Origin of the sequence: Vogesella fluminis, from assembly GCF_014652335.1 — a bacterium.
In the GTDB taxonomy this organism is placed as follows: Bacteria; Pseudomonadota; Gammaproteobacteria; order Burkholderiales; family Chromobacteriaceae; genus Vogesella; species Vogesella fluminis.
The window spans coordinates 54460-71772 of the sequence record NZ_BMYP01000015.1 but is presented as its reverse complement, the minus strand read 5'-3'; the positions used below and the strand labels follow the sequence as shown (position 1 = coordinate 71772).

The 17313-nt window shown below is 62.8% G+C and carries 16 protein-coding genes; 2 read left to right on the top strand and 14 right to left on the bottom strand.

All coding sequences use genetic code 11. The features are described 5' to 3' along the window. Positions 1–107 precede the first annotated feature (107 nt). The 13 genes from argE to IE083_RS07830 all read right to left on the bottom strand — a co-directional run bounded on the left by argE (position 108) and on the right by IE083_RS07830 (position 12052). Positions 108–1271: an acetylornithine deacetylase gene (argE, locus tag IE083_RS07890; RefSeq protein ID WP_189353066.1), complete on the bottom strand. Its 1164-nt coding sequence runs from the start codon at positions 1269–1271 to the stop codon at positions 108–110. Between the two features lie 6 nt (positions 1272–1277). Then, positions 1278–2240 (bottom strand): flagellar hook-associated protein FlgL, encoded by a 963-nt coding sequence (gene flgL, locus IE083_RS07885; RefSeq protein WP_189353065.1) that lies wholly within the window; start codon positions 2238–2240, stop codon positions 1278–1280. Between the two features lie 21 nt (positions 2241–2261). Then, positions 2262–4112, bottom strand: coding sequence for a flagellar hook-associated protein FlgK (flgK, locus tag IE083_RS07880; RefSeq protein WP_189353064.1), 1851 nt, complete (start codon positions 4110–4112; stop codon positions 2262–2264). A gap of 46 nt (positions 4113–4158) precedes the next feature. Continuing rightward, complete coding sequence (flgJ, locus tag IE083_RS07875) at positions 4159–5064, bottom strand: flagellar assembly peptidoglycan hydrolase FlgJ (RefSeq protein WP_189353063.1); 906 nt, start codon at positions 5062–5064, stop codon at positions 4159–4161. 114 nt (positions 5065–5178) lie between these two features. Further along, a complete protein-coding gene (locus IE083_RS07870) occupies positions 5179–6276 on the bottom strand; it encodes a flagellar basal body P-ring protein FlgI (protein WP_189353062.1) in 1098 nt (365 codons plus the stop codon). Between the two features lie 11 nt (positions 6277–6287). Next, complete coding sequence (locus IE083_RS07865) at positions 6288–6974, bottom strand: flagellar basal body L-ring protein FlgH (RefSeq protein ID WP_189353061.1); 687 nt, start codon at positions 6972–6974, stop codon at positions 6288–6290. Between the two features lie 16 nt (positions 6975–6990). Next, positions 6991–7773, bottom strand: coding sequence for a flagellar basal-body rod protein FlgG (gene flgG, locus IE083_RS07860; RefSeq protein WP_047967015.1), 783 nt, complete (start codon positions 7771–7773; stop codon positions 6991–6993). Positions 7774–7796: 23 nt separating this feature from the next. After that, positions 7797–8540: a flagellar basal body rod protein FlgF gene (locus IE083_RS07855; RefSeq protein ID WP_189353060.1), complete on the bottom strand. Its 744-nt coding sequence runs from the start codon at positions 8538–8540 to the stop codon at positions 7797–7799. 36 nt (positions 8541–8576) lie between these two features. After that, positions 8577–9863 carry a flagellar hook protein FlgE gene (flgE, locus tag IE083_RS07850; RefSeq protein WP_189353059.1) on the bottom strand — a complete coding sequence of 429 codons (1287 nt, stop codon included), beginning with the start codon at positions 9861–9863 and terminating at the stop codon, positions 8577–8579. A gap of 32 nt (positions 9864–9895) precedes the next feature. Next, on the bottom strand, positions 9896–10561 hold the full coding sequence (locus IE083_RS07845; RefSeq protein WP_189353058.1) for a flagellar hook assembly protein FlgD: 666 nt from the start codon (positions 10559–10561) through the stop codon (positions 9896–9898). Positions 10562–10577: 16 nt separating this feature from the next. Further along, positions 10578–10988 (bottom strand): flagellar basal body rod protein FlgC, encoded by a 411-nt coding sequence (gene flgC / locus IE083_RS07840; protein WP_189353057.1) that lies wholly within the window; start codon positions 10986–10988, stop codon positions 10578–10580. Positions 10989–10990: 2 nt separating this feature from the next. Then, positions 10991–11401 (bottom strand): flagellar basal body rod protein FlgB, encoded by a 411-nt coding sequence (gene flgB / locus IE083_RS07835; RefSeq protein ID WP_189353056.1) that lies wholly within the window; start codon positions 11399–11401, stop codon positions 10991–10993. 231 nt (positions 11402–11632) lie between these two features. Continuing rightward, the gene (locus IE083_RS07830) at positions 11633–12052 is read right to left on the bottom strand and encodes an OsmC family protein (protein ID WP_047967021.1); all 420 of its coding nucleotides are present in this window, start codon (positions 12050–12052) and stop codon (positions 11633–11635) included. A 106-nt stretch (positions 12053–12158) separates the two neighbouring features. On the opposite strand from IE083_RS07830, the gene tsaD reads away from it, so the two are divergent. Both tsaD and IE083_RS07820 read left to right on the top strand, forming a co-directional pair. Next, positions 12159–13184 (top strand): tRNA (adenosine(37)-N6)-threonylcarbamoyltransferase complex transferase subunit TsaD, encoded by a 1026-nt coding sequence (tsaD, locus tag IE083_RS07825; protein WP_189353055.1) that lies wholly within the window; start codon positions 12159–12161, stop codon positions 13182–13184. Positions 13185–13335: 151 nt separating this feature from the next. Then, a complete protein-coding gene (locus IE083_RS07820) occupies positions 13336–15237 on the top strand; it encodes an ATP-binding cassette domain-containing protein (protein WP_189353054.1) in 1902 nt (633 codons plus the stop codon). Positions 15238–15323: 86 nt separating this feature from the next. On the opposite strand, the gene IE083_RS07815 is transcribed toward IE083_RS07820, so the two are convergent. Further along, positions 15324–17243 (bottom strand): B12-binding domain-containing radical SAM protein, encoded by a 1920-nt coding sequence (locus IE083_RS07815; RefSeq protein WP_189353053.1) that lies wholly within the window; start codon positions 17241–17243, stop codon positions 15324–15326. Between the last annotated feature and the right edge of the window lie 70 nt (positions 17244–17313).

The window sequence follows — 17313 nt, the reverse complement described above, 5'->3', positions numbered from 1 at the left end:
AAACGGCTGAGGAAGCGGAGTTGACGTGGAGTCAATGAGCATTCCGAAGCCGTTTTCAACGCAGTATCGCCCCGTGAGCCCAGTTGCAGCAGATCGTGAACAGGCTCTTACAGCCCGGCCGGGCGGGAAAGACGTGCCGTCAGCCGCAACAGCCAGTCACGGCACAGCGCCAGTTGGCCAAGCTCGACAAACTCGTCGGGACGGTGCGCCTGCTCGATCGAGCCGGGGCCGCACACCACTGCGGCAATGCCGGCCTCGGCAAAGCGGCCGGCCTCGGTGGTATAGGCCACCGCCTCGCCGCGGCAGCCGTGACACAGCGCGTCGACATGCTGGCGCACGCTGCTGCCGGCGTCCGATTCGAACGGCGGGCAATTGACCAGCGGCTCGAAGCTGATCGCCGCCTCCGGCGCCACCTGCCGCATCTCCACGCTCAGCAGCGCCGCGTATTCGCGCACCGAGTCGACGAAACGCTGGTGATCGTCGCCCGGCAGCCAGCGGCACTCGAACACGAACTCGCAATCCTTGGGCACGATATTGGCCGCGGAGCCACCGTGGATGACGCCGGTCTGCAAGGTGGTGAACGGCACGTCGTACAGCGCCTGACGCATGCCGAAGCTCTGCTCGGCATCGGCCAGCTTGCGGAGGTGCACGATCAGCCTGGCGGCATACTCGATGGCGTTGACGCCCTTGGGCGTCAACGAGGAATGCGCGGCGCGGCCGAGCACGCGGCAACGGTAATGGGCAATGCCCTTGTGCGCGATCACCGGCCGCATCATGGTCGGCTCGCCAATGATGCAGCCCTCGATCGGCAGCTGCCGCTGCTGCAAGTCGGCAATCAGGCGCCCGATGCCCAGACAGCCGACCTCCTCGTCGTAAGACAGCGCGATGCCGATGGCACGCTGCAGCCGGCCGGCTGCGGCCAACCTTGTCCACTCCTCGACCAGGGACAGCACGCAGGCGATGAAGCCCTTCATGTCGCAGCTGCCGCGGCCGTAGAGACGGCCGTCGCGCTCGCTCATGACAAAGGGGTCGCTTTGCCAGCTCTGACCGTCAACCGGCACCACATCGGTGTGCCCGGACAGCACCACGATCGGCAGCGCCGCGTCCCCGATCACCGCGAACAGGTTGGCCTTGTCGCCGGCATCGGAAAAGGTCAGCGTGCTGGCCACGCCAAACTGCCCCAGATAGATCTCCACCCACCGGATCAGGGCCAGGTTGGATTCACGGCTGGTGGTGTCGAATGCAATGAGCCGGGCGAGGATGGCTTGCATGGCGGATCAGAGGTAGTTGAACAGTGACAGGCTTTTTACCTGGGCAAAGGTCTTCTGCGTCACTTCCAGCGCGGTCCTTGCCATTTCGAAGTCGGACACCGCCTTGGCCAGATCCAGGTCTTCCAGATTACTGATCTGCGATGCGTACTGCACGCTCAGCGCGTCCCCCATCTCGATCAGTGCATCGGTTTCCTGCATACGCGAGCCCAGCGATGCCCGGCTGGCCAGCACCTGCGACAGGCCGTCATCCAGGCCCTGGATCGCGCTTGCTATATTGGTCGTATAGTTGGGGTCCAGCGGACCTGCCGACAGTGCCTCGTCGAACACCGATAGCGACTGCCACAGCTCGTTGCCGGCCGAAGTCGGCCCCCCCGGAGCAGGACCAGGTGGCGTCGAGGTGCGGCCGAATACCTGCGAACCCGGCTCGGTGACCGCAATCTCGCGGCTGGACGAGATCGCCATGAACTGGCGCTGGTCATTGCCCTGATACTGGATGTCCAGCTGCGGCACGGTGGCCTGTATCGTCATGGTAAACGGCGGCTGGCTCTTGTCGGTGCCGCCGAAGATATAGTTGGCCGCACCGTCGGTACTGTTGGCAAGTGCCACCAGCTCTTTCACTTTCTCGCGCATTTCGTTCTGGATCGCCTGCCGGTCCTCGTTGGTCAGCACGGTATTGCCCGCCTGCACCGCCAGGGTCTTGATCGAAATGATGGTGTTGGAAACATTGCCGAGAATGGTATCGGTAACCGCCAGCTGCGAGGCGGCCGCCTTGGCATTGCTGGATTGCTGCGTATTCATCGACTTGGACTGGCTGATATCCACCAGTGTTGCTGCCGCCACCGGATCATCCGATGCCCGGTTAATGCGCTTCAGGGTTGACAGCTGCTCATTGAGGCGATTGAGCTGGGAACCCTTGTTTTGCAGGTTGTAGGTGCCCATGATGTACTGGGTATTGCTGCTGACTCTCATTGCCTTGTCCTCTGAAAACCATCAACGCAGATCCAGCAGTGACCGGAACATTTCCTGTGCTGTCTGGATGACCTTGCTCGATGCCTGATAAGCTTGTTGATAGCGTATGAGATTCGCTGCTTCCTCATCAAGATTGACGCCGGAGAACGATTCCCTCTTCAATTTCACTTCCTGCAATGCTGCCTCCTGTGCCGTCTGGCTCACCTGTACCACATTGGTACGGCTGCCAACATAGCTGACGGTTTGGCCATAAAAGGATTGCAGGTTGCCGGTACGCGCAGCTCCCGTCGCCGGCCAAAAGGTGGTGGTGGAATTGGGCGTGGCTGCCATGAGCGGCCTGGTCTGCACGCGGGCCATTTCCAGTAGGTTGGCGTTGTCCAGCTGTGCCGACTCACTGGCAGCACCGGTACGTGGCGTCACCGGGATGGTCTGGGCGGTTGCCGGTTGGCCCTCGAACTTGAAGGCGATATGCTGGCCACCAGGAAGAGGTCCCGGAATGGTAAATTCATACACGCCGGCTTGGGTTGCCGACTGGGTTACCGGCACGATGGTGCCTCCGAAATCTGCCTCGAACGGCGGGGTATTGCCCGGAATATAGTTCAATGCCAGCGCCGGTGCCGCCGGCAAGACCGGATTATCCGCCGGAGACAGGTTGGACACTTGCCAGATCGACGAGATGGATGGCTTGCCACCCGGCACCTCGGCCGGGTTGACCGGTACCGCAGCACCCGCCTGGATGCCGGACGCCGCCGCCAGCTGTGCCGGCTCCTGTATGGCAACGGCAAAACGGCGCAAGGCATCACGCATTGCCTTGGCTTCACCGGCCGGTGTCGTCGCATTCTCTGCCGAGGTGCGAAAAGCAGTCAGATCGGCGAACATCGGAGTCGTGGCCGGCTGGCCGTTCAGGTCGACACCCAGCGCCTGCTGCCTGTTCATGGCATCGGAAAACTCGACCGCCATGCGGCCAAGGTCGGTCTGCACGCGGGCGACATCGTAATTCAAGGTGGTCATGGCACCAGCAATGCTGCCTCCTGCGATCAGCTGCGAATTGAGCACCACCGCGTTGTTGGTACCCGGCAGCTTGATGGCCAGTGACGGTGCCTCCGGGTCTTCCGGCTGCGCCGGTGCGCCACGCATCATGGTCATTTCATAACTGGTCTCGCCGATCACCAGCGGGTGACCCTGGCCAACAAAAACGCTGTACATGCCATCGAATTGCTCGACCACATCGGTCTTGACCAGCTTGTTCAAGCTCTGCACCAGTTCGTCGCGCTGATCCAGCAGGTCATTGGGCGCACGGCCTTCGCCCTGGTTCAGGGAAATGATCTGTGCGTTAAGGGCTGCGATCTGCTTGGCATAGGAGTTGACGCCCTCTACCGAAGTGCCGATTTCGGTAATCAGCCCGTTACGCACCTCTTCCAGGCGCGTGTTCATCGACTGGAAACGGCCGGATAGCGCCTCTGCCTGGCTGATCACCGATTGCCGTGCCGCAATGGATGCCGGCTGCTGGCTGAGCGTCTGCATGCTGGCATAAAAACCCTGCATCAGGTTGGAGAGGCCGGCATTGCCGTCGGTGATCAGGTTGTCGATATTGGTGAGCGCCGCAGCCTGGGTCTGAAAACCGCTGCTGGCCGCGGTTACGCTTTGCAACTGCTCTTCCATGAATCCATCGTACAGGCGGGACACCGCATACAGATCGACACCGCGACCGGCATAGCCATAGCCGACAAACTGCGGCGTCGCCGCACTCTGGGAGAGCCGCTGGCGATGGTAGCCATCGGTATTGACATTACTGATGTTATGGCTGGTCACGTCCAATGCCGCGCGCGCCGCATTGAGACCACTGATACCGATACCAAAAATAGCACTCATGATTCACTCTCCCGTTGTTCTTTATCGGCAGCCAGACATCCGGACTTTAGCGCGCCAGCAGGGACTGGGCGACACCGGCCAGTTTGCGCGCATACGCCGGATCGGTGGCATAGCCACCCTGTTGCAGCGCCACGGCAAAGCCCTGTGCGTTATCCCCCTGGTTCAGCGCCTGCTGGTAGCGGCTGCTGCTTTCCAGCAACGTGGCGTAATCATCGAATGCCGCCTGCAGGCTCGGGTAGGAACGGAACGACTCCACCTGTTTTCGTGCCTTGCCATCGACATACTCGGTAGTCAGGGTTGCCACCGATTCACCGCGCCACGCGCCGCCGGCCTTGATGCCGAACAGGTTGTAGCTCTCGCGGCCATCCGGATGGCGGATACTGCGACTGCCCCAGCCGCTTTCCAGCGCCGCGTGGCCGACCAGCAATTCCGGCGCCACGCCGAGGCGCTCGGCCGCCTGGCCGGCATGCGGCAACAGGGTACTGACAAATGCCTGCCGCTCGCTCGGAATCGCCACCGGTGCCGGCGCCACCGTGGCGGTGCCGGCGGCTTCCGCGTACTGGCGGATGGCTTTCGCCGCCGTGGCGGGCAGCGCCGGCAAGGGCAACATACCGCTGCTGGCCGCCGGCGTCGCCGTCCGGTCTATCCGCGCCACACCCTCGATCTGGCGCGCCAGCATGTCGGCCAGCCCGGTACCGCCGCCCTGCACCATCACATTGACCATCTGCTGGTCGAGCATGCCGCGGTAGGTGCCCAGCGCCGAAGAATCTTCTTCGCCGTCAAAACCGTTGCTGCGCATCGACGTCATCATCTGGTTCAGCAGGATGGCCTCGAACTGGCTGGCAACCTGCCGGATCGCCTCCTTCGGATTGCTGCGCGCAAGCGAGGACAGGCGCTCGGTCGCACTGGGATCAATCGCCAGCTGATTGCTGGCATCGCGGGAAACTTGCATGGCGGGAACGCTAAACAGACACAGATGCCTGATTTACAGCAAGAATCAGGCCAGCAAAAAGGCGATGCCCGTCGAGACATCGCCTTGCCTGCTGCCTGCGGCCAACCTTGCCGCTCAGATGATTTGCAACTCCGCCTTTAGCGAACCGGAGACCTTCATCGCCTGCAGGATGGAGATCAGATCCTGCGGCGTGGCACCGACCGAATTCAGGGCGCCGACCACCTCCGACAGCGAGGCGCCGCCGGGAATGTTCACTACCTTGCTGCCGTCGGCACTGACGCTGACGTCGGCCTTGCGGGTGACGGCCGTCTGACCGCCGCTCAGCGGCGGCGGCTGGCTCACTGTCGAAGTGCTGTTGACCGTCACCGACAGGTTGCCGTGGGCAATCGCGCACGGGTCGATGCGTACCGCCTTGTTCATCACGATGGAGCCGGTGCGGGCATTGATGATCACCACGGGGGAAACTTCTGCCGCCTCAACGGCAATATTTTCCAGCCGCGACAGAAACTGGATGCGCGCATTGCTGTCCTGCGGTGCCCGCACCTCGATCTGGCGGCCGTCCAGCGCGCGCGCCGTCTGGCCGCCCAGCTCGCGATTGATTGCCTGCACCACACGGTTGGCGGTGGTGAAGTCCGATTCCAGCAGCTGTAGCGCCACCATATCGCCCATACCCAGCGAGGCCGGCAATTCGCGCTCGACCGTTGCTCCCGCCGGAATGCGGCCAACGCTGAGGTGGTTGATCTGTGCCTTGCTGCCTCCGGCAGCGGCACCGGCACCGCCGACTACCACATTGCCCTGTGCCAGCGCGTAGATCTGGCCGTCGATACCCTTCAGCGGCGACAGCAGCAAGGTGCCACCGCGCAGGCTCTTGGCATCGCCGAGCGACGATACCGTGATATCCAGCGCCTGCCCGCGCCGCGCAAACGGCGGCAACGTTGCGGTCAGGCTTACCGCAGCCACGTTTTTCGGATCGATCTTCAGCCCTTGCGGGATCTGCACTCCGAGCTGGTTCAGCATATTGCCCAGCGACTGGCCGGTAAACGGTGCGGCACTGGCCTTGTCGCCACTGCCGTCGAGGCCAACCACCAGGCCATAGCCGATCAGCGGGTTGGAACGCACCCCGGCCACGCTGGCCAGCTCCTTGATCTTCTGGGCGGCAAACAGCGGACCGGCCGCCAGCGCCAGACAGACCATCACGATAAAACGCGACATCGTTATATCCCTTAAAACGGCAGCAGTGACAGGAAGATTTTCTGCAGCCAGCCGGTGTCATTATATGCGCGGCTGCGGCCCTGGTTGATCTGCTCGATACGGGCATCGGCCATCCGCGTCGATTCGACGTTATTACCCTGCTTGATATCGCGTGGATTGATCACCCCGGACAGGCGGATGAATTCATGCTCACCGTTGATTTTCATCTGCTTCTCGCCGCTGACCAGCAGGTTGCCGTTCGGATAGACGTCGATCACGGTCACGGTGATGGAGGTGTTGAAGGAACTGCTATTGGTGTTGCTGCTGGAACCGCTCTCACTGGCGCTGCCGCTGCCGTTCAGGCTGGCACCGCCCAGTTTTTTCTCGATGGCACCGGGGAAGAACGGCAGCGACACGCCGGCATTGATACCGCCGTTGATGGCTGATTTGCGTTCGCCCTCGGTTTCTTCCTTGCTGCTGGAGCGGTTGTTCTCGCGAATGGTGACGGTGAGGATGTCACCGACCCGCACCGGCACCTTGTCCTCGAACAGCGGCTGGTAGCTGGCGGCCTGGAAGATGGAGCCGTCGGCCGGCAGCTGCGCCGGCTGCGGCTGCGGCCGCACCGCCATCGGCTGGTGCGTGATCGGCGCTGTCTGCACCGCGCAGGCGGTCAGCAGCACCGAACACAGCAGCAATACGGGATTCAGCAGGCGCTTCATGGACTACTCCTTAGGCTTAGAGCTGGGTCAGCTTCTGCAGCATTTCATCGGCAGTCTTGATCGCACGCGAGTTGATCTCGTAGGCACGCTGCGCGGTAATCATGTTGATCAGCTCTTCGGTCACGTTGACGTTGGAACCCTCGACATAACCCTGCGAAATGGTGCCGCGGCCATCGAGACCGGGCTGGCCTTCGATCGGGTCGCCGGACGCACCGGTCGCCAGATACAGGTTGCCGCCTATGCTTTCCAGGCCTTGCGGGTTGATGAAGGTGGCGGTGTTGATCTGGAACGAGCCGGTGGCGGTCGTCGCCCCGGCATCGAAATATTCCAGCAGCCCTTCCGGCGACAGCGTGATCTTGGTGGCGGTCGCCGGAATGGTGATTGCCGGATCCAGCGCGAGGCCCGCGGCATTGACTACCAGACCTTCATTGTTGCGCTTGAATTCGCCGTTGCGGGTGTAGGCGATGGTGCCGTCAGTCTGCTGGATGCGGAAAAAACCGTCGCCGGCGATCGCCATGTCCAGCGACTGCTCGGTGCGGATCATCTCGCCTTGGGTGTGCACCCGCGCAGTGGCCACCGGTGCGGCGCCGGTACCGGCGTGCAGGCCGGTCGGCAGCACGTTGCCGTTCGACAGCTGGGCACCGGGTTGGCGCAGGGTCTGGTAGTACAGGTCTTCAAAAATGGCGTTGGAGCGCTTGAAGCCCTTGGTATTCACGTTGGCAAGGTTATTCGATACCACGTCCAGCTTGAACTGGCTGGCATCCATACCGGTCTTGGCCACATACAAGGCACGAATCATGTTGTTATCCTGTTATTGCTTCGTTAGCCGGTAATCGACAGCAGTTCTGTCGCCTGGCGGGCGTTCTGCTCCGCCGTCTGCATCAGTTTGACATTGAGGTCGTAATGGCGGGAGTGGCTGATCATCTGCACCAGGCTCTCGACCGCATTGACGTTGCTGGCTTCCAGAAAGCCGCTCTTCAGTTGCACGTTGGCCGCAGCCGGCGCGTCCTGGCCGTCGTGCTGGCGGAACAGGCCGTCATCGCCCTTGTACATCGCCCGCTCCGCCGGGTTGACCAGCTTGATGCGACCCAGCACCTGCACGGTACGGTCGGCACCGACACTGGCAGAGGCCGATACCGTACCGTCGACACCGAGGGTAATGCGTGAACCGGGAGGCACCACGATCTGACCACTTTCCCCCAGAATCGCCAGCCCGGAGCGGGTGCGCATCACCCCTTCGTTATCGACGATATAGCCGCCATCGCGGGTATAGGCTTCGTTGCCATCCGGCGCCTGCACCGCAAAAAAACCCGGCGTTGCCAGTGCGAAGTCACTTTCGTTGCCGGTCTGCTGCAGCGAGCCTTGGCTCATGTCGTGACCGACGGTATTGTCGACTTGGTAGGTACGCGTCGGCGCGCCGTCGCCGATCACGCGCAGCGCCCGAAAAGACGCCAGATCGGCCTTGAAGCCGTTGGTATGGACGTTGGCAAGATTGTTGGACGTGGTCGCTTGCTGCCATGCGACGTGCTTCGCCCCGTTCATTGCCAGATACAGCACCCTATCCATGAATCCGTTTCTCCACGCTCAGTGTTTCAGCCCGCCTTAGCGCAGGTTGAGCAGGGTTTGCATGACTGCATCCTGGGTCTTGATGGTCTGCGCATTGGCCTGGTAATAGCGCTGCGCCACAATCATGTTTACCAGTTCGGCGGTGGTATCGACGTTGGATTCCTCCAGCGCCGACGGCTTGATGTAACCCATGCCGCCGGAGTTGGGATCGGCCATGCTGCGGGCACCGGCATCGCTGGTATACAGCCAGCGGTTATTGCCGTTTGGGGTCAAGCCATGCAGGTTGGTGAAGTTGTACAGCATGATCTGGCCGATCGGCTCGGTAATGCCGTTGTTATAGTTGGCATAAATCACCCCGGTCGAGTCGGCGCCGATACCGGTAAACTTGCCGGCCGGATAGCCGCCGGCCACCTGGCGGGTAACGCTGTAATTACCGCTGTACTGGGTGGTATCGCTGATATCGATATCGAATGCCGGATGGGCAGATGCAGCCGTGGTATCGGCGGCAATGGTGATCGGCGTGCTGGTCGACGTCAGCTTGCCATTCTGGTCAAACGTTACCTGTGCCGGCGTCGGCGTCGGCGCACCAACCAGGGCTCCGTCCACGGCATGGTACAGATCCCAGTTGTTGACCTCCGGCGGACCTGGCAACGGGTCCCGGCGTGCGAAGTAAACCGACACGGTGTGCACATTGCCGTAGTTGTCGTAGAACTTGGCGCCGCTGGTATAGGAATAGGTGGTCGCATCCAGCGGATCGAACGGCTTGGCGACCGGATCAATCACCTTGGCGCCGCCATCAAGGTTGAAGCTCCAGTCGATACCGCGTTCACCGATGGCGCCGGTCGCCTTGGCAATGCCGCTATTGATGGTAGATACCTGTAATGGCTGCTCGGCGCCGGTCTTCACGCCATCGACGATACGGTAGCCGTTCAGGTAATAACCGTTGTTGACGATATAGCCTTCCTTGTCCAGCTTGAACTCGCCGTTGCGCGAGAATGCCTCGATACCGCCGTTACCCGTATTTTCACTGGTCAGCCGGTAAAAACCGTTGCCGGAAATCGCCATGTCCAGCGGGTTGTTGGTGGTGGTGATGTTGCCCTGCTGGAATTGCTGCGACACCGCCAGCACCTGCACCCCGACGCCGGCCTGGGTATTGGTACCGGCCTGGGTCGAGGCCGAGGCCAGCGTGCGGGCGTATATGTCGCCGAACTCGACACGCGAGCCCTTGAAACCGATGGTGCTGCCGTTGGCAATATTGTTGCCGATCACGTCCAACTGTTTGGACGCTGCGCTCAGACCACTCAAACCTTGCTGGAAACCCATGTTCTATCCCCCGAATGCTTAACCGGAATGTCTCAGATAAGTTGCGTCACGTCGCTCATCGACATCCGCTTGCCGTTTTCCAGCACCAATGAAGAAACGCCTTTGTCGATCGCCACACTGCTGATCTTGACCGGATTCAGGATCTTGGCATCCACCGCCACCGAGCCGTTCACCGCCTGGACCGAGATCGAGTACTGGCCATCCGGCTGCTGCACGCCGGCAGCATTCTTGCCATCCCAGCCCACCGTCAGCTGCCCTGCCGTCTGCGCTCCAAGCTTGATCTCGCTGACCACCACACCGGCGGCATTCTTGATGGTGACCACGGCATTGCTGGCCGACTGCGGAAAATCCACCACCGCCTTGGCCGCACCGCTGCTGAGACTGATTTCGTTGCCGGGAATCAGTGCATGACGACCGATCATCAGCGTTGCCAGCAGCGACTGGCTGGCAGACTGGTTGTCCGACAGCGCCTTGATCGACTGATTGACGCTTTCCAGGCCGCTGACAGTGCTGATCTGCGCCATCTGGCTGGTCATCTGCGCATTGTCCATCGGGTTCGACGGATCCTGGGTTTTCAGCTGCGTGGTCAGCAGCTTCAGGAAGCGGTTCTGTATGTCCTCGGCATTGCTGGTCGCCTTGTTTTTGGTGACGTTGTACGACTCGTAGTCGATGCCGGTAGAGCTGTTTACGGTTGCCATGCGAGACCTCTAACGGTTACTGGCCAAGCTGCAGGGTTTTTTGCAGCAGGGTCTTTGCGGTATTCATTACTTCGACGCTGGTCTGGTAGGAGCGCGAAGCGGAAATCATGTCGGCCATTTCTTCCACCGGGTTGACGTTGGGCATCTTGATGTAGCCGCGCTCATCGGCCAGCGGATGGCCCGGTTCGTACTTGAGGCGGAACGGCGAGGTGTCCTCGACGATGGAGGTCACCCGCACACCGGCCACCTGCGGCAGGTCGACGGTTACCGGCGTGGCGGTGAATACCGCGTGGCGGCCGCGGAACGGCTCGCCGGTAGAGCTGGTGGCGCTCTCCGCGTTGGCGATATTGCTGGCCACCAGGTTCAGGCGCATCGACTGCGCCGTCAGCGCCGAGCCGGCAATATTGAAGACATTAGACAGCGACATGCTTATTGCCCACCCTTGATTGCGTCCATCAGCCCGCCGATGCGCCGGTTGAGAAAGGTCAGCGTGGACTGGTATTTCATCGCGTTGTCGGTAAACGCGGCGCGCTCGACATCCATGTCGACGGTGTTGCCGTCGAGGCTGGGCTGTACCACGCTGCGGTACTGCAGGCTGCCGTCATCGCCGCTGGCGTGGCCCTGGGCCGCCAAATGGCGCTCGTTGCTGGTCGTCAGCGTCAGCCCGCCTTGCGATGCCCGCAGCTGGCCTTGCAGTGCCTTGCCGAAATCGAAATCCACCGCCTTGTAGCCTGGCGTGTCCGCGTTGGCGATATTGCTGGCAATCACTTCCACCTTCTTGGCACGCAGACCAAGCGATTGCTGGAAGAAATTGAGGTGGTCGGAAATCTTGTCGAGCATGATCGGTCGTCCGTTAAGTTGGCATCCTTAAAGCATGAACTGTGCCAATCAAAAAACGGCCGGCCAGCGCTCAAGTTCCGGCTGCGACGGCCGAAAAGTCCTGCCCGGCAGCGCATCCGCCGCCGGCAAGGCGGCAAGATTTGCCGCCGCGCGCCGGAAACGGCAACGCCACCGGCAAGGGTGGCGTTGGGAACGGCAATGGCGGCCAAGGTTGGCCGCAAGGCAGTGCGCTTAGTCGTCGCTGCGGATCTCGAAATCGTGGGTGATATCGGCGGTCTTGCCGAGCATGATCGAGGCCGAGCAGTACTTCTCCGCTGACAGCTTGATGGCGCGCTCCACCACGTCCGCCTTCAGCTCGCGCCCCACCACCACGAAGTGGAAGTGGATCCTGGTGAACACTTTCGGATCGCTGTCGGCGCGCTCGGCGTCCATCTCCACCCAGCAATCGCGCACGTCCTGGCGCGACTTCTTCAGGATGTTCAGCACGTCATAGCTGGTGCAGCCGGCGGTGCCCAGCAGCAGCAGTTCCATCGGCCGCGGGCCGAGGTTGCGGCCGCCACCCTCCGGCGCACCGTCCATCACCACCGCATGGCCGCTGCCGGTTTCGCCCATGAAACACACGCCGTCCACCCACTTCAGTCTTGCTTTCATCTTGCCTTCCCCCAGGATGTCAGACCGCAAGCGTATCACTGCCGATTTGGGCGAACAAAGAATCACCGGTAAAATGGAAAGATTGTTTAGTTTTGAAGCCACTCACATGCTCGTACTGGGAATTGAATCGTCTTGCGACGAAACCGGCGTCGCGCTGTACGACACCGAACGCGGCCTGATTGCCGACCAGCTGCACTCGCAGATGGCGATGCACGCCGAATACGGCGGCGTGGTGCCGGAGCTGGCCAGCCGCGACCACATCCGCCGCGTCACGCCGCTGACCCGCGCCTGTCTCGCCGAAGCCGGCAAGACGCTGCAGGACATCGACGCCATCGCCTACACCGAAGGCCCGGGCCTCGGCGGCGCGCTGCTGGTCGGCGCCAGCTTCGCCAATGCGCTGGCGGTGGGACTGAACATCCCGGTGATCAGCGTGCACCACCTCGAAGGCCACCTGCTGTCGCCGCTGCTGGCCGATCCACGGCCGGAGTTCCCGTTCCTGGCGCTACTGGTCTCCGGCGGCCACACCCAGATCATGGCCGTGCGCGGCGTCGGCGATTACGAGATCCTCGGCGAGACCGTGGACGACGCCGCCGGCGAAGCCTTCGACAAGACCGCCAAGCTGCTCGGCCTGCCCTATCCCGGCGGCCCGCTGTTGTCGAAACTGGCGGAAGAAGGCGACCCGGAACGCTTCACCCTGCCGCGCCCGATGCTGCACAGCGACAACCTGGACATGAGCTTCTCCGGCCTGAAAACGGCGGTGCTGATGCTGAAAAAGCAGGTCGAGGCCGAATACGGCAGTATCGACGAACAAACCCGCAAGGACATCTGCCGCGCCTTCCAGGAAGCCATCGTCGACGTGCTGGTCAGCAAGTGCATGAAGGCGCTGAAACGGTACGGCCTGGAGCGCATCGTGGTCGCCGGCGGCGTCGGCGCCAACAAGCAGCTGCGCGCGGCGCTGGATGCAGCCGCCGCCAAACGCCGTTTCGGCGTGTTCTACCCGCCGCTGAAGCTGTGCACCGACAACGGCGCGATGATCGCCTTCGCCGGCGCCATGCGCCTGCAGTACGCGCGCACCGCCGGCAGCTTTACCGTGAAGCCGCGCTGGGACCTGTCCAGCCTGCCCAAGGCCTGAGTGCCGCCCACGACCCCTTAATTTTTCGCCACAGAATCCACGGAAGACACGGCAACCATTCCGACGGCAAGCAGACTGTCGATTGCGACCGTCCTCCGGAGATACCGCCTTTCCTGTCCGTGCTTTCTGTGGCTTCTGTGGCTAAAAACCCATGATCCAGCTAAAAAACCTGTCCCTGCGCCGCGGCCTGAAAGAACTGCTTGTTGCGGCCAACCTCACCATCAACCCCGGCAACAAGGTCGGCATGACCGGCGCCAACGGCGCCGGCAAGTCCAGCGTGTTCGCGCTACTGAAGGGCGAGCTGCACGCCGAAAGCGGCGAAGTGCTGCTGCCGCCGCACTGGACCATGGCGCACGTGGCGCAGGAAACCCCGGCGCTGCCGCAATCGGCGCTCGATTTCGTACTCGACGGCGACGCCGAGCTGCGCCGCCTGCAGCAAAGGTTGGCCGCAGCCGAAGCCAGCGCCGACGGCAACGCCATCGGCAGCCTGCACGCCGAGCTGGACCGCATCGACGGTTACTCCGCCGCCGCCCGCGCCGGCAAGCTGCTGGCCGGCCTCGGCTTCCCCGTCGAACACCAGAGCCGCGCGGTGTCCACCTTCTCCGGCGGCTGGCGCATGCGTCTGAACCTGGCGCAGGCGCTGATGTGCCGCTCCGACCTGCTGCTGCTGGACGAACCGACCAACCACCTGGACCTGGAAACGGTGCTGTGGCTGGAAGACTGGCTGAAGGCCTACGAAGGCACGCTGATCGTGATCTCGCACGACCGCGATTTCCTCGACAGCGTGGTCACGCACATCGTCGACGTGTCGCAGCAGAAGCTCACCCTCTACACCGGCAACTACAGCCAGTTCGAGGTGATGCGCGCGGAAAAGCTGGCCCAGCAGCAGGGCAACTACGAGAAGCAACAGCGCCAGGTCGCGCATCTGGAATCGTTCATCACCCGCTTCAAGGCCAAGGCCAGCAAGGCACGCCAGGCGCAGAGCCGCATCAAGGCGCTGGAGAAGCTGGAACGCATCGCGCCGGCACACGTCGATTCGCCGTTCGACTTCCACTTCGACACCCCGGACAACCTGCCCAACCCGCTGCTGAAGCTGGAACGCGCCGATGTCGGCTACGGCGACACCCCCATCCTGCGCCAGCTGTCGCTGTCGGTGGAATCCGGCAGCCGCATCGGCCTGCTCGGCGTCAACGGCGCCGGCAAGTCGACGCTGGTGAAGCTGCTGGCCGGTGAGCTGCAACCGCTGGCTGGCGAGGTGATCGGTGCCAAGATGCTGCGCATCGGCTACTTCACCCAGCACCAGCTCGACACGCTGCGTTCCGACGAATCGCCGCTGTGGCATATGCAGAAGCTGGCGCCGCAGGCGCGCGAACTGGAGCTGCGCAGCTTCCTCGGCGGCTTCAACTTCCGCGGCGACACCGTCAACAGCCTGGTCGGGCCGATGTCCGGCGGCGAAAAGGCGCGCCTGGCGCTGGCGCTGCTGGTGTGGCAAAAGCCGAACCTGCTGCTGCTGGACGAACCGACCAACCACCTCGACCTCGACATGCGTCACGCGCTGATGCTGGCGCTGCAGGACTTCGGCGGCGCGCTGATCGTGGTATCGCACGACCGCTCGCTGCTGGAATCCACCACCGATGCCTTCTGGCTGGTAGCCGGCGGCAAGGTGCAACCGTTTGACGGCGATCTGGAAGACTACCGCCAGTGGCGCCTGCAGCAGCAGGCCGACAACGGCAAGGCGCCGGGTAGCGCCGCCAGCGACGGCGTCAACCGCAAGGAACAGAAGCGGCTGGAGGCCGACGCCCGCAACAAGCTGGCGGCACAACGCAAGCCGTTGCAGACCAAGCAGAACAAGCTGGACAAGGACATGGCGACGCTTAACGCCGAAAAGGCCGAGCTGGACGCCTTCCTGTTGCTGGAAGAGGCCTACCAGGAGCACAACAAGGCGCGGCTGGCCGCCTCGCTGAAGCGCCAGGGCGAGCTCACCGCCCAGCTGGACGAGATGGAAATGGCGTGGCTGGAACTGCAGGAAGCGATGGAGGCACTGGAGGGCTGAGCGCCGGCAACCGCCAGCCCCACCCTGAACAGCACTGCGGCCAATCTTGGTGACAAGGTTGGCCGCAATGTTTTCCGTCCGCCGCATCAGCGCTGGCTGAACAGCGCCTTGCTGATGAAGTGGCGCGACACCCGCGTGCGCGGCACCTTGCTGTCGAACCACTCGCGCACGTCCGCCTCCAGCCCGATGCCGTGCATGTAGTTGTACAGCGCCTTGTTCAGCGCGCGGCCCATCGCGTCGTGGTCGATAGCGGTCGGGTCGATGAAACCAATATCGTTCTTGGCGAAGGTCACCTCCGGCAGCGGGATCAGCCTGATGCCATACTCCTCCGGGTTCTGCCCCACCGGCGAGTGCACGGTGCAGGAAAAACGGTGGAAGAAGCCGCTCTGGATGCAGCCGTTCTCGAACAGCTGGCGCACGTACTCCAGCGCGTCCACGGTGTCCTGCACCGTCTGCGTCGGGAAGCCGTACATCAGGTAGGCGTGCACCAGCACGCCGGCCTCGGTAAAACCCTGCGTCACCCGCGCCACCTGATCGACCGACACGCCCTTCTTCATCAGCTTCAGCAGGCGGTCGGAGGCCACCTCCAGCCCGCCGGAGATGGCGATGCAGCCGGATTCGGCCAGCAGCTGGCACAGCTCGGGGGTGAACGACTTTTCGAAGCGGATATTGCCCCACCACGAGATGCTGACATTGCGGCGCAGCAGCTCCTCCGCCAGCGCGCGCAGCATCTTGGGCGGCGCCGCCTCGTCGACGAAATGGAAACCGGTCTGGCCGGTTTCAAGAATGATGGCCTCGATGCGGTCGACCAGCGTGGCGGCAGACGCCGTCTCGTAGCGCGAGATGTAATCCAGCGTCACGTCGCAGAAGCTGCACTTCTTCCAGTAGCAACCGTGCGCGACGGTCAGCTTGTTCCAGCGCCCGTCGCTCCACAGCCGGTGCATCGGGTTGAGCATGTCCAGCAACGACAGATACTTGTCGATCGGCAAGCCGTCCCAGGTCGGCGCGCCGACGTCCTCGAAGGCGATGTCGCCTTCCATCATGTTGACGTAACGCACGGCCCCGTCCTCGCGCACATAGGTGCGCACCAAGCGGCTGATGCCACGCTGCCCCTGCAGGTGCTCCAGCAGCGCCAGGATCGGCTTTTCGCCGTCGTCCAGCGTCACGAAGTCAAAGTAATCAAACACCCGCGGCTCGCGCAGTTCGCGCAGTTCGGTATTGGCAAAGCCACCACCCAGCGCGGTCTTGATCTGCGGCCAACGTTGCTTGATGGTCTGCGCGATGCGGAACGCGGCGTACACCGAGCCGGGGAACGGCACCGACAGCAGCACGAGGTCCGGCTGGTGCTTGTCGATGGCGGCAATGGTCAGCGTCTGCAAGGCGTCGTCCACCAGCGTCGGCGGCGCCGCCAGCGCAGCGGCCAGCGGCTCGAAGGTCGGCTGGCTCATGGCCAGCGACTCGGCGTAGCGCACGAACTCGAAACGCTCGTCCACTGCATCGCGCAGCACGTCGGACAGGTCATTGAGGTACAGCGTGGCCAGATGCCGCGCCCGGTCCTGCGCGCCCAGCGCGCCGAACGCCCACGCCAGCGGATCGCCACCGTCCGGATCATCCGGATCGACGTAATTGTCCAGCGCGGCAAAGCGTGCCCCCTCCGGCAGAAAACCGCGGCTGCAGATGCGGTGGCAGACGGTGGAATCGCCGCCCTGCAGGAAACGGATCACCGGGCCGATGGTGGCGAGATAGCGGTCGAAGAATTCGACGAAGTGGCGCACCTGATGGCTGCGCTTTTTCGGCGCGATGGTGTCGATGCGCTCACGCACCGCCTTCAGGCCGGCCACCGAGAACAGCTGCAACACCAGCGCCAGCGCCAGATCCTCCTGCACCGCGTCGATCTGGCGCGAGCGCAGAAAGCCGGTGATGTAGGCGGTGGACGGGTAAGGCGTGTTCAGCTGCGTCATCGGCGGGATGACGGACAGCACGCGGGGTGAAGCATGGTGGGGCATGGCAAGATTCCGGCTGCAAAACAAGGCGGGCAGCTGCAAGCTGCCCGTGACGCCGGGGATTTTCTCATGA